Origin of the sequence: uncultured Campylobacter sp., from assembly GCF_938045775.1 — a bacterium.
GTDB lineage: Bacteria > Campylobacterota > Campylobacteria > Campylobacterales > Campylobacteraceae > Campylobacter_B.
This window is the reverse complement of sequence record NZ_CALIBH010000195.1, coordinates 1-24453: the sequence shown is the minus strand read 5'-3', so window position 1 is coordinate 24453 and position 24453 is coordinate 1. Positions and strand designations below refer to the sequence as shown.

Sequence of the window (24453 nt, the reverse complement as noted above, 5' to 3'; positions counted from 1 at the left end):
AAGTCATATTTTAAAACAATAAGGAGCTGTATGCCTAAACATGAATTTTTGCTCAAAAAGACAAAAGAAAATATCTTCTCTAAAGAGCATTGCGTAGTAATTAGCGATGATCTGATACTTCATATTTTATACTCTCTAAAGTGGGTATAAACCACGTGGAACGATGAGGTAAATTTGAAAAAAGGTCTAAATTACTATGGCTATAGCTGGATAGAAGATAAAGCTAAATTTAGAGATATAATATGCTCTTGGAGGTCGCTTTTCTTGAGCGCGGATTAGCAAATTGTTTTTGATAAAAACTGCGCGCTAAATAAATCCTCGGTTATCGAGCAATTAGACGGCCTATTGGAACTAATCGATTCGGCAATTAAAAATGATTTATATATTTTGCATCTAGGGATTTAGCGAGTGTGCGGCGATTTAATAATAAAACAGAAGAAAGATCATGAAAAGAAATTATAAAAAGATAATACCCGTAAGAGGTAGAAGGAAATTTTCGATTAATAATTTTAGAGAAATTTTCGCGGAGGGCGATATACTGCAAATCGGTCAAAGGCGGTTTTTATTTTGTAGCTGGAATAACCTGCTGCGTATAAACGGCGATAAATTGGGCGAATTCATAATATTGCCTCCGGAAGCAAATGTGAGAAATAATAATGGTCTGATTTCTAAAAAGTGGGTATTGGAGAATTTAGATTTTGTATGTGATCCAGAGTCGCCCAGAAATATAAGCATATTTTCTTATTACGATAGTTTTTTAGCCGAATACAAAAGGATAAATGATAAAATTCCCGCAAAATTTACTTATAAATTTTTAGAATTCAAAGACGATCTAAAAAATGGAGATATTATAGAGTGTCACAAGGCTTTTCGTCCATATGATCGAAAGATAAAATTTATCGTCGCAACCGATACGGAAGGATGCCCGAGATTGCCTTATCTAGAGGGGTTTTATTCCGGTATGTTTGCGCCTATCGGATATGACGATAAAATGCGCTCGGATAAAGGACGGGAATATGCCATAAGCTCAAGTTGGCTAATTAAGAACTGGGAAGCCGCCTTTGTCGGTAATTGCGATATAAGGCACACTTATGTAAATTTACAAAACCGAAAAGAGATTTTAAATTTTACCGATAAAGAGTTGGAAAATTTCATAAAAATAAAGCGCAAGAGATTTAAATTTAAATGGGAAAAGTAGATAAGGATTTTAAAGCGAGCTTGCATAGTATCACGTAGCAAAAGAGCTTTGAAGGGTGACGACAATGATAAAAAGCATTATAGATCCAACTAATTTCGATATAGAATTTAGAAAAATAAGTAGAAATAAAAGAGGCATAGCCAGATCAAGAATAGATTTTGAAAATATCGATGTAGAGGCCAAAATCAGGCTAGTTATGTTTTTGATTTCAAAAGCAAGCCACTTAGATAGCGTAGTTTATAAAATTCTTTTTTGGGAAAGAGATGAGAAAATAGAGGAGTATCTTCTTAAAAATATGAAGGGGCAATACACAAAAGCTAAGCCTTATAAAAACGGCGCCAGAGCGGGCGTTATTTTTATAAAAGAAAAGGCGCTTGAGCCAAATTTTTTGAGATCCATACTGCTGCGCCATTTTAATTTTGAGCTGGCAAAAGAGCCCTCTTTGAACATTAGAGTTCAGTTAGCCGTAAACAATAAAGAGAAATTTTCGATTTTATTTGATATATACGATGACCGAGGCTGCTATGTGTATTACTTTTAAAATTTTATAATGAAAATATTTGAGGAAGGAAGATATGGCAATTTGGCAATGTAAGTTTTTTATTCTGCCCAAAAGCGATACCTACGATCTACAATACGATCCGCAATATAGCGATATAAGGCTCTTTGAAGACGATAAGTATTGGAAAAAGGCAAAGATCAAAAAAGAGATATTTTCTGAAATTTCGCACCTATTAAAGCCCGAAAAATCTTGGTCTAACGAAATAGATCTATATGGAAGCGAAAACGGCAATCGCTTAGAGGTATTTTTTGATGCTAATAATATAATAGAGTCCGTTACATTTCGTATCGATTTTAGATCCGAGTATGAAGCCGTATTAAGGGGCATAATATCATTGTGTGAGAAAAACGGCTTTTGCATTATAGATGGCAATTTAAAGAATTTAAAATTATCCTTTAATACTATAAAAGAGGCAATCAACAAATCCAAAAACAAAGAATTTTTTACAGAACTTGTTAGAAATAGTATAATAGGCGATAAAAACGAACCGCCTATTATAGAAGCCGTAGATGATTTCAAATTTAAGGATGATTAAAAATGATTGTAAAATGTATAAAAGAAGACGAGCATGAGTATCTGGGATTAAACAGAACCTATTTTGTTTATGGTATCCAATATGAAGAGGGACAGGTTTATTATTGTATATTACCGTTTGAAGATGATAGAGAATGGTATCGATTTAATAGCGAATATTTTCAAGTAATAGATGAAACGATACCTACGAATTGGACATTTGGGACGCACGAGGGATATTACAGATGGTTTACCATATCTTACGAAGAGGCCGCAACCGATGAAGATCATTATGAAAAGCTTTTTGATGGAGACCCAATAGAAGAGGAAATTTTTTGGAAGAGAAGAGCTGAGATGATCGATGATGTATATAATACGCATATCATCAAAGATTTTAACCGTTTCATATATGATCTAAGCTCTAACCTATCGGTGCAGATGAATATCGCAAATAAAGTATTGGATATAGAGATATCGGACGCAAACACTGAGGCCAAACATCGCAAAATGAATATTTTAAAGGATGACGGATATAGCTGGTATTTGATAGAATCGGACATAAGCACCTTTAAAGCCAACGCTACTAATGATTATTTAAGACCCGTATTAAAATATCTTAAATTGTGGCTAGGCAGAAAGAATTTTAGATAACCGGGCAGAAAAGTTTAATATGGCGAGCGCGCCCGATAAAGAAATTCTTATAAAAATTTTAAACGAAGATATCGATGTATGGCGCCCAGTAAAGGCTGTTCAAATCGCGCAATATATTTTTAAAATTACCGATACGATGAATTTTGAATCCGAGCTAGATGAAATTTTAGAATTCAAACAGGGCGATATCGTTAAGTGTAAGGAAAAAAGACGGCGATTTCTATGCTTTTGAGCTATTATAAAAAACCCGCCTTATAAATAGCAATGCGCTTATCATATGGCTTGATTTAATCCCATTTTTCGCTATAATGAGCGTCAAATTTCACTCACGGGGATAGCGATGAGCCTTGTTTCTTACGAATTAAAAAAGCAAAAACTAGATGGAACGCGCAATGTGGCGCTTTGGAAGGCGCGTGGCGGCGTGGCGGCAGTAGTACTGGCGCTGTTTATTGCTATGCGCAAGGATTTCGGAGATTTCTCGTTCCTGTTTTTATTGGTACTGCTAGCTCTTGCTTATCCTGCTTACAAATACCTAGCTGTGCGCATTTCGCATAAATTTGAATCGCTCAGCGAAGAGGCTTTTAAAAACGAATTTCTGCTCTGGATCGCAAAGGAGCTGCGTCTTACCTTTCAGCCCTTCGGCGCGTTTTTGCTCGATGAAATTTACAAAAATCCGCTCCGTAAAGAGGCAAATCTATGCACTTGCAAGCACGCTATAGTGGGTAAGACGCCCGAATTTGGTATAAAAATCGGTGACATCTGCCTAAGTCGCGATTTTGATAAAAACAGAGAGGATCGGGTATTTGAGCTGGATAAAATTTTGCATCTTAAAAAAAAGGATGATACGGCGATTTTCGACGGGCTTTTTGCAAAATTTGATTTTAGCGAGACTTTCGATAGTAAAATTTTGGTCGTGCCGCGCGGAGAGTTTATATTCGGCGCATCGGATCTTAAGCTGCTTAAAGACAGCCCGCACCTAAGCGCATCGTTTGACGTCTATCTCAACAATCCCGCCGCCGCCGCATTTTTGCAAAACAAAAAAATTTTAGAAAATATGCAAACGATCACCGTAAATTTGTTCGGTAAAACCGAGCTTTATCTGGGCGAAAACAGCCTCGTAATAGGCGTTGAAAATAGCGAAATTTTCAAATCCGCGCCGAGCTCGCAAAGCGCGAAGCTGCTCGAAAGCCTAAATAAAATGATCGAGATCGCTAAAATTTTTGCTTATCTTAAAAAGCTCGGGCAGGTGGAATAAAAACACTCGATTTTGTAAATTTAAAACAGGGTTGCAGCGCGCGAAATAGAATTTAGGATAAGGGATAAATTTAAAAAGGGGGGGGGCTGCGTTATGGATATAAACGAAATACAAGCTCAAACTCGCAGTATGCGCGCCCTATATGTCGAGGATGATAATGAGGTAAGGCAGCAGACCGCGAAAATTTTAAAACTATTCTTTCATCAAGTTATCGACTGCGGCGACGCGCGGGAGGGTATCGATAAATTTAAAGCGGGCAAAGCGGACATTGTTTTTACCGATATTAATATGCCGGGCATGAGCGGGCTTGAGATGCTAGAGCGGATCAAACAGATCGATCCTTCGGTAAAAACGGTCATATTCTCGGCCTACGACGAGTCTAAATTTTTTACCAAAGCCATATCCATCGGCGTGGACGGCTACATACTAAAGCCTTTTACGACCGAGGATCTACTAAGCGTGCTTGAAAAAATCACGCAGAGCATCGAAACCAAACCCGGAAAGTTTATTTATCTAAGCGGCGATTTCGTGTGGGACAAGCAGAGTTTAACCCTATCCAAGGCAGGCGAAATTATCAAACTAACCAAAAACGAAACCTCTTTGTTGCAGCTACTTCTAAGCTCTAGCGGACGGATCGTAAGCGGCCCTGAGATAGAAAACGAGCTGTTCGAGGATTGCGACGAGTATGACGATAAACGGGTAAGAAATATCATATCCAGATTTCACCGAAAAATCGGCTATAAGCTGATAGAAAATATCTACTCACAAGGATACAGGATAAAATGGCGATAGTAGACATCAAGAAAAATCATCAGAGATTTGAGACGATATTTTCAAATTCCGGCGTCGGCATCTTCATCGTGGACAAGAAAAGAAATATTATGGAGTGCAACGAGACCTTTTGTAAAATTTTCGGCTACGAATACGACGAGATCATCGGTAAATCCGCGCAAACCATACATCTAAGCGAAGAAAAATACTTGCATTTTGCAGACATCGCCTTTAATAAAGTAAGGAAAAATGAGGCCCTGCAGCTAAACTACGAGCTGAGGCACAAAAGTGGCAAAGGGCTGTGGATTAGAATTTCGGGCGATTCCATATCGGGAAACGACGAGGTGCTTTGGATAGTGGTGGATATCACCAAAAGGGTGATGGCGGAGAAGAAATTAAAACAAAGCAGGCTGAAGGTCAAGCGGCTAAATTTAACGCTCAACCACGAGATCGAGGAGCAGCTAAAGCTCATAAGGCGCCAAGACGAGCAGCTTCAGTATCAATCAAGGCTCGCTCAGATGGGCGAAATTTTAAATATGATAGCGCATCAATGGAGGCAGCCGCTGTCCGCTATCTCGGCTACGGCTTCCTATCTAAGCACTAGCTGCTTGATGGCTGATAAATTTGACAGAACCGCCCTTTTGGAGGAGCTAGGCAAGATCGAGCAGTATTCCAAGCACCTATCCGAAACGATCGATGAGTTTAGAAATTTCTTTAAGCCCGCCAAGATTAAGGAGGTTACGAGCCTGGAGGAGCTTTGCAATATGGCGATAAATATCGCAAAAGCGATACTGCAAAATCAAAAGATTAAAATTTACGCGAAATACGGCTGCAACCAGACTCTGCTCACATATAAAAACGAAGTTTCGCAGGTTATCTTAAACATCATAAAAAACGCGCAGGACGCCTTTTTGGAAAGAAATATCGACGACGGCGTTATCGAAATTTCAACCTACATCGAAAAATCTTATCTTTGCTTAAGCGTAAAAGACAATGCAGGCGGCATCAAAAAGGAGATCGCGGATAAAATTTTCGATCTGTATTTTTCTACCAAAGCTAGCAAAAACGGCACCGGCATCGGGCTATATATGTCAAAGATCATCATCGAAGATCACTGTAAGGGCTCGCTCGTCGTAGAAAGCCTAAAAGGCGGTTCAAATTTCATAATCAAACTTCCGAAATGAAGCTTTTCTGAGACAATTTAAAATTTAATCCAAATTTACGCTACAAATGAGCTGCACTCTTTTTATATAATTTAATAAAGATTAAATTTCATGTAAGGAGGAAGCGATGAGCGAACCTGAAGACAAAATTTATCTGGAGGAGCGGAAGCTTGTTAGAAGGTATTCTCCGCTCACATCGGTGCTTGTAAACACCCTGTTTTTGTTTGTAGTGTTTTACGCATCGTGGTGGATCTTTCAAGATCCTAGGGGGCTGATGAGGATGTATACTCCATACGTGGGATATATGTGGTGCAGATGGCTGCTCGTGGTCATCATCTGGATTGCGTATATTTTTAACTTTTGGCCATTCAAAAGAGAGTGGCTCTATAATGCGGGGCCAGCGAAAAAAGGCATTATCTTTACCGTGATGGTATTTTTTACCTTCTTCGTATTCTTAAAGATATTCTTCGAATTTATTTTAGGCGAGCTTGCCATATCGTATTTTAGTCCGCGAAGGCTTGCGGAGCTTGGTATAACCGATTTTTACGCTCTTGAGTATTCGGCTCAGGCCATTTTAATGTTTGCCGCTATCGCGTCGTGGTTAAGTCCTTCTTGGGTGGTGGCTGCAGATAATTCGCCGTGGCAGAAGTTAAAGCAGCCCGTTAAAGGCTTTACCGTTTTTATCTGGACCTTTTTGCTAAGTATGATCGTGTATTTCGTATTTTTCCACTCGCAAATGGGAATTTTATTCGATCCGTGGCAAAAATACACATCCATTACTCCGCCTTGGTGGCATAATTTCGCCGATACCGTGCACGGAAATTTCAATATCGCATGGATCATGTGCTGTACCGTTATGGTGTGGGTGTATGAAACTATCTGGGAGAGGTATCCTTTTAGCCTTATTAAGACAAACTGGCTTAGAAGGACGGCGTCGTTTTTCGGCATTATAGCGATGGCGTTTTGCTTTTCGTTCTTCTTTTACTATTTGCAAGAGCTCATCTGGGGCGTGCATATTAGAGGCGACAGGAGGCTCTTTGCGCCCGATTGGCGCTGGCTGCACGTAGGCGAGATAGCTATATTTTGGCTCGTGCCGGTGCTATTTATTAAATTTTACTGCAACAACGCGGTTAATAAATTTTCAAAGCCCGTCAATATCCTTCTTAGAACGATCATAAGCATGGTAGCGGCTATCGTCCTATACTACGTTTATTATCAGGTCTCTCACTTTTTACTAGGCACCCAAAAAGGCTTTTCGCACCCGCAACAATTCCCGATGATTCCGATGATCTGGTTTATCAACGTCATGCTGATAAATTACTGGTTTATGGACGGCTGGCCCGGCTGGAAGCTTGCCGGCAAGAAGGAAGAGGCGGAGGAAGCGGGCGAGGAAGACGATTTTAGAAATAAAAATTCCATCAAAGGCTTGGTAGTAGGCTTTATCATAGGCGTGATCATCTATGTCGCCGTAGTTTATCTAGCGCCTGTCGTGGGCAATATGCTTACAATTTTTAAATAAAGGATCTGAGATGAATGAAGCTAGAAGAGATTTTATAAAAGGCGGTGCAGCGGGAATAGGACTCGGCGCGCTCGCATCGATGGGAGTGTTTTCATACTCTCCTGCGAGAGAATTTTTTCTTCCCGATGAAGTGCGAAAGATGACCGATTTTGGCGCGATTAAAAGCGTCGAGGTTACTAATATCTCCGAAACGAGCTGGTTTGACAACTCGATGCTGATGGGAGATATTAAAGGCGCAGGCGGACTGCTAGTCAATCAATATCTATTTAACTGGCCACCGTTTGGTAACGGCAAAGGGCTTGCCAAAGGCAGCTACGAAGAGGGAATTTCACAAATCAAGCATCTTCTACCCGATAAGATCGATGAGGCGTGGGAGGTAACCAAAAAACTTTCCGTAAATCCCGATAATGCGGGCGGCTACTCTGCTCTCATAGAGATAGAGCGTCTAAACGGCGAAAAGAAAAAATATCTACTTGATTGCGGCTGGTCATATAAGTGGATGCACGAGTGCTTTAAGCGGGAGGGGATCGATAAGATGCTGCAAAACGGCGAAATAGACACCCTCATAATGTCGCACGAGCACTACGATCACTTTTGGGCGCTACCCGTAGTTTTAAAGTATAAGCCCGACATCAGAATCATCATTCACGAAGGCTTTTACCCGGAGGGCAGACAATATATCAAAGATTCAGGCCATAAAGGCGAGCTTGTAGTGTTTAAAAAGGGCAGAAATGAGATCGAGCCTGGAATGTGCACGTTTTGCTATGATTGCCCTATCATTACGAGGGTTTTTGGCGAGCAGTCGATCTTCGTAAACGTCAAAGACAAAGGCCTAGTGAGTATCACGGGCTGCTGCCATCAAGGCATCATTACTTTTTCGGACTCCGCGCATAAGGAGCTTAAGTACGACAACGACCAACTCTACGGGCTTTACGGCGGACTTCATATCTCGCCGTTTGACGACTGGGATCCTAAATACGACGATCTGGTTATCGGACTGAAAAGATGGAACTACCAGGTCATGGCGTGCAACCACTGCACTGGTCTGCTGACCGTGCAAAAATTCGTCCGCGAGGGCTATCCGATCGTAAAAGGCACGGCTAGATTTAAAACCAAAACGTCCGATTATCTGGGCAACGGCGATAAGGTTAAATTTGGATAGAAGCATGGAATTTCAAGATATTTTCCCTTTGAAATTTAAATACTCGTTTGAGGATTACAGGTCGCTTATGAGATGTATATTGATGAAGTCTCTTTACGATAGCGACGTAAAATCCTCAAGCAGGTATCAGGGGATGTATAAGGGGAACTATTTTAACGAATGCTGGAGCATAAAATTCGGCTTTTACGGTGGAATTTACGGCATCGTTTTGCGGGAGGTAAAAGAGGATACGGGCGTATTTGAGCTTTATTATTTCCCCTCCGCAAACGATGAGCTGCTCGGTAGCGTCTCGCTTTTTGAAGCCGTTTTAGCTGAAGAGCCAGAGTTTTTGACGAAAGTGCGAAATTTCTCCGCGCACGAGGAGCTTTTAAATAACTTCTGCGTCGCTACGATCTACTTAAGGCCGCAAGAGCGGGGCTTGGCGCTATCTTTTAAAACAAAGCTCAGAGATAGATCGTACGCAAAGGACGGCGTGCGCATAGAGGGCAAGCAGATCATCGCAAAAGAGGGGCTCGATAAAAATTTCCCCTGCTTTAGGGTGTCGCTTGCGTTTATGAACTTTTTGCATATCGCGCTTTGCAAAATTTACGAGCCGCGTTACGAGAACTTTGAAATTTACAAAAAAGCGGCGCACGCCGTGATCTACGACAAAGATCGAAATTTAAAAAGCAAAGCAGATCCGCTCTGCGGCGAAATTTTTGTAAATTTAATCTACGGCGCAAAGGGCGCGAGTGACGGATGCTTTAAATTTAATGATAAATCCTTTAAAAAGCTGCCAGGCTCGGCACCTTTGTCTAAATTTTTGCTGCGCTTAGCCAGGGAGGATAAAAAGCAAATTTTTATGCAAGGCGGCGAGCGGCCGAATTTTTTCATCATTACCGGCTATCTGGGCTCGGGCAAGACTAAATTTATTCAAAATTTCATCGAGCACGAAACGGCGCAAAATAGATTTACCGGCATCATTCAAAACGAGATCGGCAAAATCGGCCTCGACGGCGCGCTACTGGACGCCAAATACGCGCTCGTAGAGATTGACGAGGGGTGCGTTTGTTGCTCCATGGCGGGGCAGATCAAGCTCGCGATTTCGCAGCTCAAACCCAAAAAGCCCGACAGCATCGTGCTTGAAACCACCGGCGTTGCCAATCCTTTCAATATCTTAAGCGAGCTAAACGAGATCAAAGACGCGGTCAATCTATGCGCCATCGTCACCGTCGTGGATGGGGCGAATTTTTTAAAAGAGCGGGGTAGATCAAAAATAATGCTTGAGCAGATCAAGGCCGCAGACGTCATAGTGCTCAATAAAATCGATCTGATCTCGCCCGAGCAGAAGGAGCGGATACGACAAGCTTTGATCCAAAACAACCGCTGCGCCGAGATATTCGAGACGGTGGGCGCCGAGCTAAATCCAAACTATCTGCTCTACCGCCAGAGCGACACCTCCTATATGGCGTCCGTCCTGCTTGAGGGCAAAATGCATGCTACGCACGAAGACGAGGGGATAGTCTCGTTTAAAAAAGACCTGCCTGATGGCATCGATAGGCAAAATTTCATCAAATTTATGAGCGATATACCGGAAAATTTTTACCGTATAAAAGGGCTTGCAAGCTTCAAAGGCGACGAGGCGCAATACGTCGTGCAGTTCGTAAACGGCAAATTTGAGATAACGCCTTTTAGCGACTGCAAACGCTGCGATAATTTTTTGGTCTTTATCGGGCGAGGTATAGATGAAAGCGCTTTAGTTCTAGCTTAATTTTGTATTTCTTTGATGTTGCAAATCTAAGATAGCCATTTTTAAAACCTGGAAAGCGACTTTGGCCGTTTGATCGTCAGGTTTAAAATTATTAGCTAACTGCTCCATGGGGTGTATATAGTTTCTAAAATTTCTTAGTTCATGTGAAAATTTTTTAGTATCTTGAGATAGTAATTCGATACCGCCAGATACATCTATCATTTCTGATAGTTTCCAATCTTGAAAAGGTTTCACTTTGCCAGTTTTGTCTTTCGGCGATTGGTTATATATATTAAATTGTTTCGGATTTTTTAGCATATAGCTCAGCAAAAGACATTCTAAGACACTTCCACATAGTATAATTGCGGACATGTATGCACCAATGCCCAAACATTTATCTATCTCCAGCATTCTATGCTCCAAGACCTTTTCCAAACCAAGGTCTAAAGATAAATCTTTAATATTGATATCGTCAAATTTTATATTTAATAATTCGTCCTTTGAGTTTATAGTATTTTTAACACCAAGAAGCCTATTGGTAATTTTTATGCATTCACTGTAAATTTTTTCGTTAAATTTAACCCTTCCGCTATCAACATTAAATTTATAGCGTTCCAATAAATTTTTTAATACTCTTCCATTTACTACGTCGCTTTCAGTTTGCCAAAAGGCTCTTAATTTTTTGGCTTTAGAATTTCCATAAATTTTATATTTTATAGCATGTATATCGACTCCGGTAATATTTTGTATAAAATCGTAAAAAGTCCGATCAGTAAAATCTAAAACATAGCCGGTATTCATTTCAAAAAGCGTTTCTAAATATCTTTTTTCAATATCTGTTAAGCTAGACAAAATTTATACCCTTTGCTTTTTTTGTGCGACTACTAAAAACCATGATATAAGAATAATCATAGATAACCAATTAAATTTTACTGACATCCCTCGCACTCGATCGAGCGATCTGCGACGTTGTTTAGCTTCTCGCTATCCGGGCTTTCGGAGCGCAGATAGTAGGTCGATTTTAGCCCCAGCTGCCATGCAAGCGTGTAAATTTCGCTCAGATAGCCGCCGCTTGCCTTATCCAGGCTCATGAAAATGTTTAGACTCTGGCCTTGGTCGATCCATTTTTGGCGTATGGCGCCCGTCTTTACGAGCAAGCGCTGATCGAGTTCGTATGCAGGCACGTACGCCTGCCACGTTTTCGGGCTTAAATTCGGCACGACGACCGGGATCATACCGCTTAGGTTGTGCTCGAACCACTTGCGCTTATACACCGGCTCGATCGTCTGCGTGGTGCCTACGAGTATGCTGATACTCGATGTCGGCGCGATCGCCATCAGATAGCCGTTTCGCATGCCATCGCGCTTTACTTTTTCGCGCAGCCCGTCCCAGTCGCAGCTGCTCTGCTCAAAGAGCCCGCCGCGCTTAACTAGCGCTTTGGCGTTTTCGTTCGCTAAATCGATCGGGAAAATTCCTTCACTCCACTTCGAGCCCGCAAAATCAGGGTACCTACCCTTCTCTACGGCTAAATTTGAACTTGCCTTGATCGCGTTAAAGCTCACGTTTTCCATTATCCTATCGATCAGCTCGAAGTGCTCATAGCTGCCCCACTTCACGCCGCGCTCGGCAAGCATCTGCGCCTCGCCCATTACGCCGAGCCCTATCGCGCGGGTTTTTAGATTGGTGTGTTTGACCTTGGCGTGCGGGTAAAAATTTAGATCGATGACATTATCAAGCATCCGCACGGCGATCGGCATCACGCGAGCTATCTCTTCGCGGCTGTTGATTTTGCTTAAATTTACGCTTGCGAGGTTACAAACCGCCGTCGCGCCTTCGCTGCAGCCCTTTTCTACGATAAAAATTTCTTTGCCGCCCAGCGTGTCCAGTGCCGTGATTTTTTTCGCCTTTTTTACGATGCCCGAGTCGGTTCTTACTTCTTCGTTTTCCTCAAACAGCCTCTCGCTGCCGTCGGCAAATACGACTTTGATTTTGTAGTGGTTCGGCGCCGTGTTTTGAAAGATCTCCGTGCATAAATTTGAGCTTCTGATTAAGCCTTGATGAGCGTTTGGATTGATGCGGTTGGCATTATCTTTGAAGCATAAAAAGGGCATTCCGGTCTCAAAATAGCTCGTTAAAATTTTCTTCCAAAGCTCCTTTGCCAGGATGGTGGATTTTGAAATTTTATCATCGGCCTCGTACTGCTCGTAGCGCGCTTCAAATTCCGCGCCATATAGATCGCTTAGATCGCTTACCTCGGTAGGATCGAAGAGCGTCCACTTGCCGCCGCTTTGAAGTCTTTTCATAAACAGATCGTTTATCCACAGCGCGGGGAAAATTTCATGCGCGCGGCGCCTCTCCTCGCCCGAGTTTTTGCGCAGATCAAGGAAGTCGCTCACATCCATATGCCACGGCTCGATATACACGGCGATAGCGCCCTTGCGTGTGCCCAGCTGATCGACGGCGACTGCGATGTCGTTGGTGATCTTTAAAAATGGGATGATACCGCCCGCGGCGTTTTTATGCCCGTCGATGCTGCCGCCCATCGCGCGCACCTTGCACCAGTCCCAGCCGATACCGCCGCCGAATTTGCTCAGTAGCGCCATCTCCTTGTAACTATCGAAAATTCCTTCGATATTATCGGGCGTGCTTCCTACGTAGCAGCTGCTTAGCTGATGGCGCGTCGTGCGGGCGTTTGAGAGCGTCGGAGTGGCGAGCATGACTTCAAATTTAGATATGAGATCGTAAAATTTCTTCGCCCAGCTCTGGCAGTCAAGCTCGTTTTGCGCAAGGAACATCGCGATCGCCATAAACATCTGCTGCGGAAGCTCGATCGGCGCGCCGCTTTTATCCTTGATGAGGTAGCGATCGTAAAGCGTTTTAATGCCTAGGTAGTTAAACTGCAAATCGCGCTGCGGCTGCAAATAAGAATTTAGATCCTCTAGATCGTATTTTTCCTTTAAGCCGAGCATTATGCGACCCGCCGCCTCGCCGCGAGCAAAGTAATCTTTTAGGCTGTTGTAGCCGCTAAAGCCCGTTACTTTGTGATACAGATCGTATAAAAATAACCGCGCGGCGACGAAAGTCCAGTTCGGGCGGTCCACATCGATCTTTTCGACTGCGGTTTTGATGAGGGTTTGTTGGATCTCCTCCGTGGTGATCATATCGCGAAACTGGATCTTTGCGTCCACCTCAAGCTCGCTAAGGCTTACGTTTTCCAGCCCCTCTACCGCCTCGCTCGTGTATTTTTTGATCTTGCTTACGTCAAGTTCCTCGGTTCTGCCGTTGCGTTTGATTACTTTCATATCGTTCCTTGAAATTTAAAAATGCAAATTTAGCGTTAGTTTCCCAATATAAAATACGTCGTCAAAAGAGGCGGCGTAATAAATGCCGCTCATAATCCGTCGTCTTTTAAATTTACGCTAGCTGCGCTGCAAAAGCGCGCATTATAGCCAAAATTGCTTAAGCCTATCTGTCATTGTAAGTATGAGATTTTGGCTTGTAAGTTTTAAAATTTAGCAAGGCATGCAGAAACGATGCGGTAAAATTCGAGCGAAATTTTATGGCGCCGCCACGGAATTTTACAAGGAAAAATTTGAGTGGAGTCTCACGAAATTCTGTGCCGAAAAAGCAAGAAACAAAAAGAGCTTTGCGGGCAGGCTTAAAATCCGCCCGCAAAGCTTAAGAATTTAGTTGTGCGGTAGCGGGATAGGCTTTCCGTTTAAGATCATAGAGTTGCTTGCCTTATCGAAGCTAAACTCCATCTTAACCCCATCTCCATCAGGCTTAAGAAACTGCGAGCCGTAAACTTCCGCCATCGGCGCAAAATCGCGCAGGCTATCATAAGGCGATAGGAAGTCCGTGATGGTCGTATTTATCGTAGCTTTGCCGTCCAAGCTCATACGCTTAAAAAGCTGCGTCTCGTCGATGTAGCCGCCTACTAGCGCGCTTGCGTTAAAAGCAAATTTCTTACCGAGGCTATTTTCAAACGAAAAATCATTCACGTTGATTTTCATATCATCTTTTAGTAGCTTCATAAAAAGCTCTTTATTTTCCGCTAATTTTTCGCCTTCTTGCGGATTTGAGATAACAGACAGATATTTTTCGAAAAGTGCGGCGCTAAAGCTGGTATCGACACCTAAATGGATGTTTCGCACTAGCACATCGGCGATTTTTAGGCTTTGGGCTTTATCACTTTCGTTGAAATTTAAAATTCCATCTTTTACGCGGTAGCTACCTTCCGTGCTCATATCCGTAACTACGACGAAGCGCTGCTTATCTACAGTTACGACGAGCTCTTTTGTGCTGCCTGCAAAATCCATGTCATTCAAAAAGAGCTTAGTTATATTATCGTCTAGATCTTGGATGCCGTTTTTAAAGTTTGCCTCATAGATAAGATCCTTTATATCAAGACCCGAATCCTTGCCGTCGTCTATAAAAATTTCACCGATTTTAAAGCCCAAGGCTTTTATCGTTTTGCCGCTCATATCGCTCGTGCCGTTTAGGCTAAGGCCTGCAAGACGTCCTATTCCGCCATCTTCGAGCACATTTATATCGGCTAGCTTTGCGCTAAATTTAACCTCTGTAGGTCCGTAGTTTAGATGCGTGCTAAGCGGCGCGTCAGTCTTAAACAGCTTCTTGCAAGGCTCCGCGTAATATGGCGTCTTAATCGTTAAAATTCCGTCGCTCTCAAATCCATCCGCAGCGTTTTTTACGCTATGCCTAATAGTGTAGTCATAGCGAAAAGCAAAATCTTCCGGGAAAATTTTAGCAGGATCCGGCTCATCCGTATCGTTGCTATCTTGCGCGCCTGCTTTTTCCTTTAGCTTGCTAAAGCCTTCAGCAAGGCTTTTTTGTAGTTTCTCTTTTTTTACTACGCCTTCGATAAAGCCGCTTGAGTTGCTATCTCCAGGATAAAATTTAGCGCTTTTAGTCTCGAAAATTTCGTTTCTAGCGATAAATTCCGCAATCTGCTGCTCAATCGCCGCGCTGGCACTCTTGCCGACCGCACCGTCAACCGTTTTGGTTATGCTATCGTTTACACTTTTAGCTACTCCCGTTTTAGCGTCCTTCGTCGCTACAAAAACGCCCACTATAAGCGCTACGATGAGCACTAAAGCCGCGATGATCTTTTTCATCATCTCTCCTTTAAATTTAAAATTTATTTGGGTCGTATTTTGCCGTAAATTTCTAAAATTTTCAAATTCTAGCTTAGTGTGCTTTAACCTAAAAGAAGTTATAATCGCGACATTAATATCAAAATTTAGGAAAACTTATGGCAAAACAAACGAAATATATTTTCGTCACCGGCGGAGTGCTGAGCTCGCTGGGTAAGGGCATTGCAGCGGCGTCGATCGCGACGCTTTTAAAGCACGCGGGGCTTAAAGTGCGCATATTAAAGGCGGATCCTTATATCAACGTAGATCCAGGCACCATGAGCCCGCTGGAGCACGGAGAGGTTTTCGTCACCGACGACGGCGCGGAGACCGATCTGGATTTGGGGCACTACGAGCGGTTCTTGGATGAAAATTTAAGCCAAGACAACAACTTCACCACGGGCAAAGTTTACAGCTCCGTCATCGAAAAAGAGCGCAGGGGCGATTATCTGGGCAAGACGATCCAGGTGATCCCTCACATCGTAGGCGAGATCGTGCGCCGCATAAAAAAGGCGGGCGAGGGCAACGACGTGCTGATCGTCGAGATCGGCGGCACCGTGGGTGACATCGAGGGACTGCCCTTTTTAGAAGCGATCCGCGCGATGAGAGTGGAGCTGGGTAGGGTAAATACGATGAATATCCACCTCACGCTCGTGCCTTTCATCAAGGTAGCGGGCGAACTCAAGACTAAGCCCACGCAACACAGCGTAGGTGAGCTGCGCCGCATCGGCATCAGCCCCGATATGATAATCTGCCGCTCCGAAATGCCGCTAAATCGCGCGCTAAAAGATAAGATCGCGCTAAGCTGCGGCGTGGATAAAAACTGCGTCATCGAAAGCCCCGATAGCGCGAGTATCTATCAGATCCCGCTTGCGTTTTTGAAGCAGGATATTTTAACGCCGATCGCAGAGACTCTAAGCTTAAACAAGCTCGAAGTCGATATGAGCAACTGGGACAGCCTCGTTAAGCGCGTCATCGTGCCTACGAACGAAACCACGATCGCTTTCGTCGGCAAATATATCGATCTGAAAGAAAGCTATAAATCCCTCACCGAGGGGATCATCCACGCGGGCGCTACGCTTGATACGCGGATAAGCTTAAAGTGGGTAGATAGTGAAAAAATTGAAGCGAGTAATGTAGATGAAATTTTCCGAGACGTAAACGGAATTTTAGTCGCGGGCGGTTTCGGCTCGCGCGGGATAGAGGGTAAAATTTTAGCCATAAACTACGCGCGGATGCATAAGGTGCCGTTTTTGGGCATCTGCTTGGGGATGCAGCTTGCGATGGTGGAGTTTGCGCGCAATGTCTTAAAACTGAAAAATGCCAACTCCTCGGAATTTGACCCTCAGACCGAAGATCCGGTGATCTACCTCATCGACAGCTTTATCGACGCAAGCGGCAAAAAGCAGATCCGCACGCATAAATCCCCTATGGGCGGCACTATGCGGCTGGGCGGCTATGACTGCGACGTCAAAAAAGGCTCGCTTTTGAGTAAAATTTACGGCGAGCAAAAAACCATCCGCGAGCGCCACCGCCACCGCTACGAAGCCAATCCGAAATACCGTGCCGAGTTTGAAAAGCACGGTCTTATCGTCTGCGGCGAGAGCGACGGGCTTATCGAAGCGGTCGAGCTAAAAAACCATCCGTTTTTTCTGGGCGTGCAGTTTCACCCGGAATTTACCAGCCGTTTAGTGCGCCCAAATCCCGCTATTTTGGGCTTTATCGAAGCATCTATAAAAAATGCTAGGTAAAAATGAGATAAGGGAAATTCTAAAATCGAGATTTGCGAACGATCGGCATACTAAAATTTCTGAAATTCCCTTACCCTGCGATCTGAAAGATACCTATAAGGCGGCTTTGCGCATAAAAACTGCCATCGAAGAAAACCAGCGCATAGCCGTAGTCGGCGATTACGACGTCGACGGTATCGTAAGCACCGTCATAATGAGCGATTTTTTCAATCAAATAGGCGCGGAGTACGTTATCAAGATACCAAACCGCTTCACCGACGGATACGGGCTAAACAGCGAGATTATAGAAGAGCTTGAGGATGTGGATCTCATCATCACCGTAGATAACGGCACCTCCGCGACGGAAGCCGCCGAAATTTGCGCCCAAAAGGGGATCGATCTCATCATCACCGATCATCACATGCCCCCGCCCGTGCTGCCGCGAGCTTATGCGATAATCAATCCGAAGCAGCCTGACTGCACCTTCCCAAATATCGAAATTTGCGGCGCGCAAGTAGCGTGGTATCTCGTGGGTGCGCTAAAAGAAACCCTCGGCGTGAACTACGATATGGCAAGCTCTATGGATATCCTCATCATCGCCATAATCGCCGATATGATGGAGCTGCGCGACATGAACCGCGCGCTTTTGCGCTTCGGCATCAAGCGGTTAAATAGCTCGAACCGCGCCTGCTTCAAGGCGATTAAGGAGCATTATTTTAAAAAACATTTCGAATTCGACGATATCAGCTACACGATCGCGCCGCTTATCAACTGCACGGGGCGGATGGACGATGCGACGATGTCGTATAACTTCCTATGCGCCAAAAATATCAGAGAGGCAAACCACTACCTAGAGACGATAAATTCGATCAACAACTCGCGCAAAGAGGAGGAGAAAAACCTCTACGACGAGATCGTAAAAAGCGTCGATCCGAGCGACAACGTCATCGTCGTGTGGGGTCCGCAGTGGCACGAAGGGATCATCGGCATCGTCGCAAGCCGCCTAAGCAAGACCTATAAAAAGCCCGCGATCGTCTTTAGCGTGAGCGACTCGCGCGCCAAAGGAAGCGCGCGCAGCATCGGTAAATTCGATATTTTAAAGCTGATCTCCTCGCAAAGCGAAATTTTAACGACCTTCGGCGGACACAAGGGCGCTGCGGGCGTGGGGATCGATCCTGCGCTGCTGCAGGAATTTAAGCGGCGCGTAAATGAGCGCATTACGCCTAAGGATCTGAGCGATTTTAGCGCGCAAGACGATCTGCTGGGCGAGCTGGACGCGTCGCAGATAGACTTCGAGCTGCTTGAAATTTTAGAATTTTACGAGCCCTACGGGCAGAAAAATCCGCGCCCGCTCTTTTGCATCAAAGGCGCCCGTGCCCGCAATATCAGAGAGATCGGCAAGGAGGGCAAGCATATCAAAATGGCGCTTGATAAAAACGGCGGCAGCGTCGAGGCGCTGTTTTTCAACTACGACTTTTTGCCGCGCGCCGGCGAGCGGGTGGACGCGATCTTTACGATTAGCAAAAACAACTTCCGCGGCACGATCACGCCTGAGCTCATCATCAAGGAGCTAACCCCGAGCGAAAGCTAAATTTTAAAATTTAGCCGGCTTGGCGTGCATTTCGCGCCGGACACGGCCTTTAAATTTATGCTCGATCTATGAGCTAGGCGCGCATCGCGCACTCGGCGGGTTCGCCCTACTACAGCGTCAATCTGCTCTACTCGCCCGATATGTATTGCGCGCTCGGCGCATTGCCCTATTACAGCGCCTATCTGCTCGACTAGCTTGGCGCACATTTGCATGCTCGACGCGGCTTTGAAATTTAACGCGCGAGCTATGGATTTGACTTGCGATGCGAGCTCAAGCGCGCGATTTCGGGGCTCGACACGGCGTGCAAACACGATGCGTTATTTTCAGCTCCCGCACGGTTTGCAAAACAGACGAAATTTTTGGGCGCGGTGAAAACAAAATTTAAACGTTTCTAAATTTTAAAATTTTGCGAGGGCGAGCGGGAGCAGTCGGAAACAAACAGAGCGACCCTGCAAATGGAATTTCGGATAAAATTTTATGAAGCGGCGGGCTAAATTTTAAAATTTGACCCGCTCTTAAGCTTAGAGGCTAAAAAACCACCACTAAAAACCACTTAAACGGTACCGGCGCGAAGATCGCGTGCGGCAAACCCGCAGGCATGACGATACTTTGCCCCGCTTTTACGCGGTGCTTCTGCCCGTCGATCGTGAAATCGCCCTCCCCCTCAAGCACGTAAACGAACGCGTCGCCGTCGGATTTGTGCGAGCTGATCTCCTCGCCGCCGTCGAAGGCAAAAAGCGTCATATTCAGCGCGGGATTTTGCGCAAGGGTGCGCGAAATCACCTTATGAGGGGATACTTCGACTAGCGAAGCAAGCTCTACGGCCTTAGCGGCGTCGATATTTTTGATGTGTTGCATAAGTTCTCCTTGAAATGAAATTTGATCGATTGTAGCTAAAATTTAGCAAGCCCGCTTTGATGATTATCAATCCGGATCCGCGCTGAAAGGATTTTTCAGAAAGATCGGGATGAAATTTATCAGATATAGCGCGACCGCGGCGATAAAAAGCGCCGATGGGACCATCACGTATAAAACAAAGCTCTCGCCCGCAAAAACGGCTCTTAAAGCCCCCGCGAGTAGAGCCAAAACGAGCGCCGCGCGGCTTAGGCGAGGGAAGTTTAACGGCGAAATTCCGCTGTGGCGCTGGCCTGCGATCATTCCTACGAAAAGTATCGCTCCGTAGATATAGCAGATCGCGATAACGTGCAGCGGCGCGGCAGAGTACTGCCCGCGGATCAGCGCCGCGCCCAGCCACAGGTATCCCGCCGCGCACACAGCCTGCAGCGCGTAGTAAAACGCCATATAGTGGCGGCTTAGAATTTCGGCGTAGTGCAGCTCGCGAAACTTTGCCAAAAACAAAAACCCGATGCCAAGCGCGATAAATCCACACGCCGCGTCGCTTAAAAAAGGCGTCATGAGCGCCAAAGCGAAAGCAAGAAAAGCGGCTAAATTTTTGTAGATAAAATTTGGAATAAAAACGGCGTCCTTTAGCCCCGCCTCTCTTAGCGCTTCGTTGCCGATGACGACGCTTATGCGGTAGCTTACGACGGCGATTGCCGCGACGTTGATATGCACGAAGCTAAGCAAAAACTTCTCATCCCCGCTCGCGCCATAGGCCGCAGAGCAGGCGCAAAACGCCGCAAGGACTGCCAGGATGCTAAAATTATTCGAGTTTTTATCCAGCCACAAAAGGCGCGCCGCAAAGATGAAAAATACCGCCCAAAACAGCGCCGCAATCGCAGCCGCAAGCCGTAAATTTAAAAAGCTCGCGATAAAAGCCGCGATCAGGCAGGCGGCAAAGGCAAGCGAGACGGGCTTTAGCGAGCCCTCGAAGTTCGTCCAATCGGGCAGCGCGGTAAGCAAAAACGCCGCGTAGATGCACGAGGGCGCCAAAAACAGAAAATAAAATTTATGAGCGGCGACGTAATCGATCGCCAGCGCATCGGGTGCTAAAAAACTAAGCGCGCCCAGCGCCGCAAAAAAGCAGGCGCAAAGAACGAAAGCGCGCATCGGATGGGAGAAAAAATTTCTCGCGCGCTCATCTTTAAATTTAGGCGCGTAAAAGCCCAGCTCTTGCTTCTGCGCCGGGCACGACTCGAGATTTTTGAGCTCCTGTGGCGAAACAGGCTCAGTTTGGCTTTGCGTGGAATTGATCTTAAAATTCCGATCGGAATTTTTAGCGCTTTGCAAGAAGTTTTGAACAGAATTTGGCTCGGCATGGCTTTGCGCGGAGGTGGGTTTGGATTTTTGACTTTGATCGGAGCTTTTAATGCTTTGCAAGAAGCTTAGCGGTAAATTCCGTTCAGAATTTTTAGCGCTCTGCGAAAAGCTCGGTTTGGAATTTGGCTCGGCGCTTCTGCCACTTTGCGAAAAAGCCTGAGTGGAATTTTGATCATAGCTTTTACAATTTTGTGAAAAATCCTGCGTAGAATTTTGATTTTTAAAGTCTCGCGCGGGCTCTGCCTCTAAATTTCGATTGGAATTTTTAGCGCTCTGCGGGAATTTCGGCTCAAGATTTTGGTCGTAATTTTTGACGCTCTGCGAGAAGCTTGGCTCAAAATTTCGGCCCGAATTTCCGAAGCCTTGCATAGACCCGGCTTCCCTGCCGCGAGCGGAATTACAAAAATTTTGTATAAAATTTAGAGCGGAAATTTTGAAATTTTGCACGGGTGCGGCTTCCAAGCTCCAAGTAAAATCTTTAAAATTTTCTGCAAAATCAGGGGCGAAACGTTTGAAATTTTGTGCGGCTTCGCAGCCTCTGTGCCGGAGGCCAGATCCGCACGGTATGCCGGCCGCGCTCTCAAAGTAGGATCTGCGCGGCGTGGGGATTTCGCGCCCAAAACTCGTCAAATTGTGCGGATTGGCGCTCTTATCGGCACCTTCGCCGGCACGGATTTGCTTTTTTAAATTTGTAAATTGCAGCACGGCAAAGTTAAATTTCTTCAAATTTACGGAGCCGAAATTCTTAAAATCGCGCGCAACATGTAAATTCAAAAAATTCCGCACCGCATAAAAGGTGCCTAGCCCACTTGCATCGCAAAACAACGAGCGATAGGCGCTAAAAACGGCTTTTGGGGCGCTGAACTGCACGCTCAATCCACATGTATCAAAACCGCAACGCGAAAAGGCGTCTCGGTTCGCGCCAAATTTGCAGTACAAATGGACGCCCTGCTTCGTGCCAACGCGCCGTAAGCAAACGCCTGCATTGAAGTTGCGCTGCGAGCGTCCGCTCATACTAGATTGCAAACGGCCGTTCGTGCTAGAGCTGCGTCGCAAGCTGGCACTCGCGCCGGAGTCGCGGCGTGAGCGGGTATCTCGGTTTGCGTTAACGCGCCGTAAGCAATCACCCATACTAGGGCTGCGCCGTAAGTAAGTACTCGCGCTAGAGCTGCAGTACGTATCGCTGCTAAATTTCGTCGAATTTTGCGCTGCAAAATTGCAGTGCGCTGCGCCGTTCAAGAGCACGCTCACGATGTAATCGCAGTTCACGCGGCTACACAGCTCGTATTTTGGTGCGATAAAACCACGGCACCCGGTGTCCTGCAAGAGCTCGCGCACGCCCGCGCCGAAATCGCGACATCTAATACTTTGTAAGAATCCATGCTTGCGTGCGCCGAAATCGTCGCATCTAGCACTCGGCAAATGCCCGTGATTGCACGCGCCCGGATCGCAATATGTACCAAAACCTCGTTCATACGCGCCTAGACCGCAACGCAAGTTTAAATTTCGTGCGGAACCTCCCTGCTTGCGCGCATTAAAGATAAAATTTCTATTCATAATAGCTCACCCCCCTAAACTGTTCGCTTACCACGCGCTCTTCGTATCGCTCGTCGCGCGCGCTTAGCGGCTCATCTAGGCTCACGATACGCCTAAGTCCCATCCCTTTGGGCTCGAGCTCGATGATCTCGTGGCTTAGGCGTGCGGCTTCGAAGCGGTCGTGGGTCACCAAAAGGCAGGCAAGCCCCTCGCGCTCGATCTTTGAGACTAAAATTTCGATCAGCACGCCGCGCAGATCGCGATCCAGACCTACAAACGGCTCATCAAGCAGCGCCAGATCGCAGCCGCTAAGGATAGTGCGCAAAAACGCCGTACGCTTTTGCATGCCGCCGCTTAGCTCGCGCGGGAATTTATTCAGATCACTCGGGCTTAGCCCGATCTTTGCGGCAAGGGCGTAAATTTCGTTCACGCCCGCGGGGCTAAAAATTTCGATATTTTTAAGCGCCGTGAGGTTCGGTAGCAGACGGTTTTCTTGAAACAAAAAGCTGATTTTCTTAAAGCCGTTTTCGATCTGCCCGCTTTTTTTATCCTCCAGCCCGCAGACCAGCCGCAAAAGCGAGGTCTTGCCGCAGCCGCTAGGGCCAAAGAGCGTCTTTACTTCGCCCGCGCGCAGCTGCAGCGAAAAATCGGAAATTATAACGTCGCGCAGAATTTCGTAGCGCAGATTTGAAATTTTTAGCATCATCTGCTCCACGGCATCAGTAGAATTTGAAGCGGCTTGGTCACGAGATAATCAAAAAGCGCCGTAAAGGCTATGACTAGGCACACATATGCCATAACCTCGACCGTATCGATATTGACGCGCGCTTCGGCGATCTTTGCGCCGATGCCGTCGTTCGCGCCCAAAAGCTCCGCCATTACGAGCACCTTCGCGCCGTTGCTGACCGCGACGTAGATCGCAGGGAGTAGCCGTTCGATTAGATGCGGCGCGTAGAGGTAGCGCAGTTTTTTTAAAATTGAGCTTTTGTAGCTGTCAAAAAGCTCGGTATATTCGGTGCTCACGCTAGCTATCGCCTGCGCCGCGGACGCAAAAGTCATCGGCGCGACGACGATAACGACGGTAAAAAGCACGCTTGTATCGCCGAAATGAAACCAAAATATCGCAAGCACGATCCAAACGATGGGCGGCGTCGAGAGAAGCACGGTAATTAGCGGGTTTAAAAAGGCTCGTAGGCTTTTGAAATACCCCGCCGCAAGCCCGCTGCAAATCCCCGCAAAAAGCGCGAGGAAGGTGCCTGCAAGCGCACGTTTAAGCGACAGAGCTAGATCGTTTGCGGCAAAATTTTTTAAAATTTCGCACGCCTTAGAAAAAACCGCCGCGGGTTCGGGCAGAATAAGCGGCCCGTAAGCCTCGCTCGCCACTTGCCAAATGGCTATGAAAAAGCACACCGTCCCTAGGCTCGCAAAGCCGCCCCACAGATAATCTATGACGTAAAACGCGGGGTTTTGAGCTTTGCGAATTTTATCGATTTTTAGCATAGAAAAAACTCGTCCTTAGGCATCGCGCCGCCGATGAGCTTAGGGTTAAATTCCATCAAAATTTCATAAAATTTCAAAAGCTCGTCCTTGATCTCGCTAGGCTTTTTGACGCATAAATTCGACGTATCGATGCTCATAAATATCGCAGGCGGCGGCGCGGGAAAGAAATTCGTCCCGATCGCCGCGGCGCTTTGTTTGTT

General features: G+C 45.6%; 21 protein-coding genes and 1 pseudogene. 14 read left to right on the top strand and 8 right to left on the bottom strand.

The genetic code is table 11. The annotated features are described in order from the left end of the window. The first annotated feature begins 643 nt into the window (after positions 1-643). The 11 genes from Q0238_RS07735 to Q0238_RS07685 all read left to right on the top strand — a co-directional run bounded on the left by Q0238_RS07735 (position 644) and on the right by Q0238_RS07685 (position 10544). Positions 644-1198 (top strand): hypothetical protein, encoded by a 555-nt coding sequence (locus Q0238_RS07735; protein WP_297944706.1) that lies wholly within the window; start codon positions 644-646, stop codon positions 1196-1198. 64 nt (positions 1199-1262) lie between these two features. Then, positions 1263-1739 (top strand): hypothetical protein, encoded by a 477-nt coding sequence (locus tag Q0238_RS07730; RefSeq protein ID WP_297944703.1) that lies wholly within the window; start codon positions 1263-1265, stop codon positions 1737-1739. Between the two features lie 34 nt (positions 1740-1773). After that, positions 1774-2295: a hypothetical protein gene (locus Q0238_RS07725; RefSeq protein WP_297944700.1), complete on the top strand. Its 522-nt coding sequence runs from the start codon at positions 1774-1776 to the stop codon at positions 2293-2295. 332 nt (positions 2296-2627) lie between these two features. Then, a complete protein-coding gene (locus Q0238_RS07720; RefSeq protein WP_297944698.1) occupies positions 2628-2924 on the top strand; it encodes a hypothetical protein in 297 nt (98 codons plus the stop codon). A gap of 19 nt (positions 2925-2943) precedes the next feature. Beyond that, entirely contained in the window at positions 2944-3156 is a 213-nt protein-coding gene (locus Q0238_RS07715) for a hypothetical protein (protein ID WP_297944695.1), read from the top strand. A gap of 108 nt (positions 3157-3264) precedes the next feature. Next, the gene (locus Q0238_RS07710) at positions 3265-4179 is read left to right on the top strand and encodes a DUF3137 domain-containing protein (RefSeq protein WP_297944692.1); all 915 of its coding nucleotides are present in this window, start codon (positions 3265-3267) and stop codon (positions 4177-4179) included. Between the two features lie 93 nt (positions 4180-4272). Continuing rightward, the gene (locus Q0238_RS07705; RefSeq protein ID WP_297944690.1) at positions 4273-4971 is read left to right on the top strand and encodes a response regulator; all 699 of its coding nucleotides are present in this window, start codon (positions 4273-4275) and stop codon (positions 4969-4971) included. After that, entirely contained in the window at positions 4962-6134 is a 1173-nt protein-coding gene (locus Q0238_RS07700) for a PAS domain-containing sensor histidine kinase (protein ID WP_297944688.1), read from the top strand. The genes Q0238_RS07705 and Q0238_RS07700 overlap by 10 nt, the downstream gene beginning before the upstream one ends. Positions 6135-6240: 106 nt before the next feature. Beyond that, on the top strand, positions 6241-7632 hold the full coding sequence (locus Q0238_RS07695; RefSeq protein ID WP_297944685.1) for a hypothetical protein: 1392 nt from the start codon (positions 6241-6243) through the stop codon (positions 7630-7632). A 10-nt stretch (positions 7633-7642) separates the two neighbouring features. Next, entirely contained in the window at positions 7643-8794 is a 1152-nt protein-coding gene (locus Q0238_RS07690) for an MBL fold metallo-hydrolase (RefSeq protein ID WP_297944683.1), read from the top strand. Then, complete coding sequence (locus Q0238_RS07685) at positions 8787-10544, top strand: GTP-binding protein (protein ID WP_297944681.1); 1758 nt, start codon at positions 8787-8789, stop codon at positions 10542-10544. The genes Q0238_RS07690 and Q0238_RS07685 overlap by 8 nt, the downstream gene beginning before the upstream one ends. Here Q0238_RS07685 and Q0238_RS07680 read toward each other — a convergent pair. Beyond that, positions 10536-11375 carry a hypothetical protein gene (locus Q0238_RS07680; RefSeq protein ID WP_297944679.1) on the bottom strand — a complete coding sequence of 280 codons (840 nt, stop codon included), beginning with the start codon at positions 11373-11375 and terminating at the stop codon, positions 10536-10538. The genes Q0238_RS07685 and Q0238_RS07680 overlap by 9 nt on opposite strands. A 77-nt stretch (positions 11376-11452) precedes the next feature. After that, positions 11453-13825 carry a ribonucleoside-diphosphate reductase subunit alpha gene (locus Q0238_RS07675; protein ID WP_297944676.1) on the bottom strand — a complete coding sequence of 791 codons (2373 nt, stop codon included), beginning with the start codon at positions 13823-13825 and terminating at the stop codon, positions 11453-11455. 220 nt (positions 13826-14045) lie between these two features. Here Q0238_RS07675 and Q0238_RS07670 point away from each other — a divergent pair, with 220 nt between their 5' ends. Beyond that, on the top strand, positions 14046-14213 hold the full coding sequence (locus Q0238_RS07670; protein WP_297944674.1) for a hypothetical protein: 168 nt from the start codon (positions 14046-14048) through the stop codon (positions 14211-14213). On the opposite strand, the gene Q0238_RS07665 is transcribed toward Q0238_RS07670, so the two are convergent. Continuing rightward, positions 14210-15658, bottom strand: a complete 1449-nt coding sequence (locus Q0238_RS07665; RefSeq protein WP_297944671.1) for a DUF945 family protein — start codon at positions 15656-15658, stop codon at positions 14210-14212. The two genes, Q0238_RS07670 and Q0238_RS07665, sit on opposite strands and share 4 nt — an antisense overlap. Positions 15659-15795: 137 nt before the next feature. Here Q0238_RS07665 and Q0238_RS07660 point away from each other — a divergent pair, with 137 nt between their 5' ends. Further along, the gene (locus tag Q0238_RS07660) at positions 15796-17427 is read left to right on the top strand and encodes a CTP synthase (RefSeq protein ID WP_297944668.1); all 1632 of its coding nucleotides are present in this window, start codon (positions 15796-15798) and stop codon (positions 17425-17427) included. Beyond that, positions 17417-18997: a single-stranded-DNA-specific exonuclease RecJ gene (gene recJ, locus Q0238_RS07655; RefSeq protein ID WP_297944665.1), complete on the top strand. Its 1581-nt coding sequence runs from the start codon at positions 17417-17419 to the stop codon at positions 18995-18997. Before Q0238_RS07660 ends, recJ begins: the two co-directional genes overlap by 11 nt. 528 nt (positions 18998-19525) lie before the next feature. Here recJ and Q0238_RS07650 read toward each other — a convergent pair. The 5 genes and pseudogenes from Q0238_RS07650 to Q0238_RS07630 form a co-directional block, all read right to left on the bottom strand. Further along, complete coding sequence (locus tag Q0238_RS07650; RefSeq protein WP_291939008.1) at positions 19526-19855, bottom strand: cupin domain-containing protein; 330 nt, start codon at positions 19853-19855, stop codon at positions 19526-19528. A gap of 66 nt (positions 19856-19921) precedes the next feature. Next, entirely contained in the window at positions 19922-22774 is a 2853-nt protein-coding gene (locus Q0238_RS07645) for an NnrS family protein (RefSeq protein WP_297944662.1), read from the bottom strand. Continuing rightward, the gene (locus Q0238_RS07640; RefSeq protein WP_297944659.1) at positions 22767-23456 is read right to left on the bottom strand and encodes an ATP-binding cassette domain-containing protein; all 690 of its coding nucleotides are present in this window, start codon (positions 23454-23456) and stop codon (positions 22767-22769) included. The genes Q0238_RS07645 and Q0238_RS07640 overlap by 8 nt, the downstream gene beginning before the upstream one ends. Next, positions 23456-24253 (bottom strand): ABC transporter permease subunit, encoded by a 798-nt coding sequence (locus tag Q0238_RS07635; protein WP_297944656.1) that lies wholly within the window; start codon positions 24251-24253, stop codon positions 23456-23458. The genes Q0238_RS07640 and Q0238_RS07635 overlap by 1 nt, the downstream gene beginning before the upstream one ends. Continuing rightward, a pseudogene (locus tag Q0238_RS07630) lies at positions 24247-24453 on the bottom strand (ABC transporter substrate-binding protein); the annotation flags it as partial. The pseudogene Q0238_RS07630 and the gene Q0238_RS07635, both read right to left, overlap by 7 nt.

Coding starts and splice junctions, on each gene's coding strand:
- Q0238_RS07730 (WP_297944703.1), top strand. CDS start 1,263: ATGATAAAAAGCATTATAGATCCAACTAATTTCGATATAGAATTTAGA.
- Q0238_RS07725 (WP_297944700.1), top strand. CDS start 1,774: ATGGCAATTTGGCAATGTAAGTTTTTTATTCTGCCCAAAAGCGATACC.
- Q0238_RS07720 (WP_297944698.1), top strand. CDS start 2,628: ATGATCGATGATGTATATAATACGCATATCATCAAAGATTTTAACCGT.
- Q0238_RS07715 (WP_297944695.1), top strand. CDS start 2,944: ATGGCGAGCGCGCCCGATAAAGAAATTCTTATAAAAATTTTAAACGAA.
- Q0238_RS07710 (WP_297944692.1), top strand. CDS start 3,265: ATGAGCCTTGTTTCTTACGAATTAAAAAAGCAAAAACTAGATGGAACG.
- Q0238_RS07705 (WP_297944690.1), top strand. CDS start 4,273: ATGGATATAAACGAAATACAAGCTCAAACTCGCAGTATGCGCGCCCTA.
- Q0238_RS07700 (WP_297944688.1), top strand. CDS start 4,962: ATGGCGATAGTAGACATCAAGAAAAATCATCAGAGATTTGAGACGATA.
- Q0238_RS07695 (WP_297944685.1), top strand. CDS start 6,241: ATGAGCGAACCTGAAGACAAAATTTATCTGGAGGAGCGGAAGCTTGTT.
- Q0238_RS07690 (WP_297944683.1), top strand. CDS start 7,643: ATGAATGAAGCTAGAAGAGATTTTATAAAAGGCGGTGCAGCGGGAATA.
- Q0238_RS07675 (WP_297944676.1), bottom strand. CDS start 13,825: ATGAAAGTAATCAAACGCAACGGCAGAACCGAGGAACTTGACGTAAGC.
- Q0238_RS07670 (WP_297944674.1), top strand. CDS start 14,046: ATGCAGAAACGATGCGGTAAAATTCGAGCGAAATTTTATGGCGCCGCC.
- Q0238_RS07665 (WP_297944671.1), bottom strand. CDS start 15,658: ATGAAAAAGATCATCGCGGCTTTAGTGCTCATCGTAGCGCTTATAGTG.
- Q0238_RS07660 (WP_297944668.1), top strand. CDS start 15,796: ATGGCAAAACAAACGAAATATATTTTCGTCACCGGCGGAGTGCTGAGC.
- recJ (WP_297944665.1), top strand. CDS start 17,417: ATGCTAGGTAAAAATGAGATAAGGGAAATTCTAAAATCGAGATTTGCG.
- Q0238_RS07650 (WP_291939008.1), bottom strand. CDS start 19,855: ATGCAACACATCAAAAATATCGACGCCGCTAAGGCCGTAGAGCTTGCT.
- Q0238_RS07645 (WP_297944662.1), bottom strand. CDS start 22,774: ATGAATAGAAATTTTATCTTTAATGCGCGCAAGCAGGGAGGTTCCGCA.
- Q0238_RS07640 (WP_297944659.1), bottom strand. CDS start 23,456: ATGCTAAAAATTTCAAATCTGCGCTACGAAATTCTGCGCGACGTTATA.
- Q0238_RS07635 (WP_297944656.1), bottom strand. CDS start 24,253: ATGCTAAAAATCGATAAAATTCGCAAAGCTCAAAACCCCGCGTTTTAC.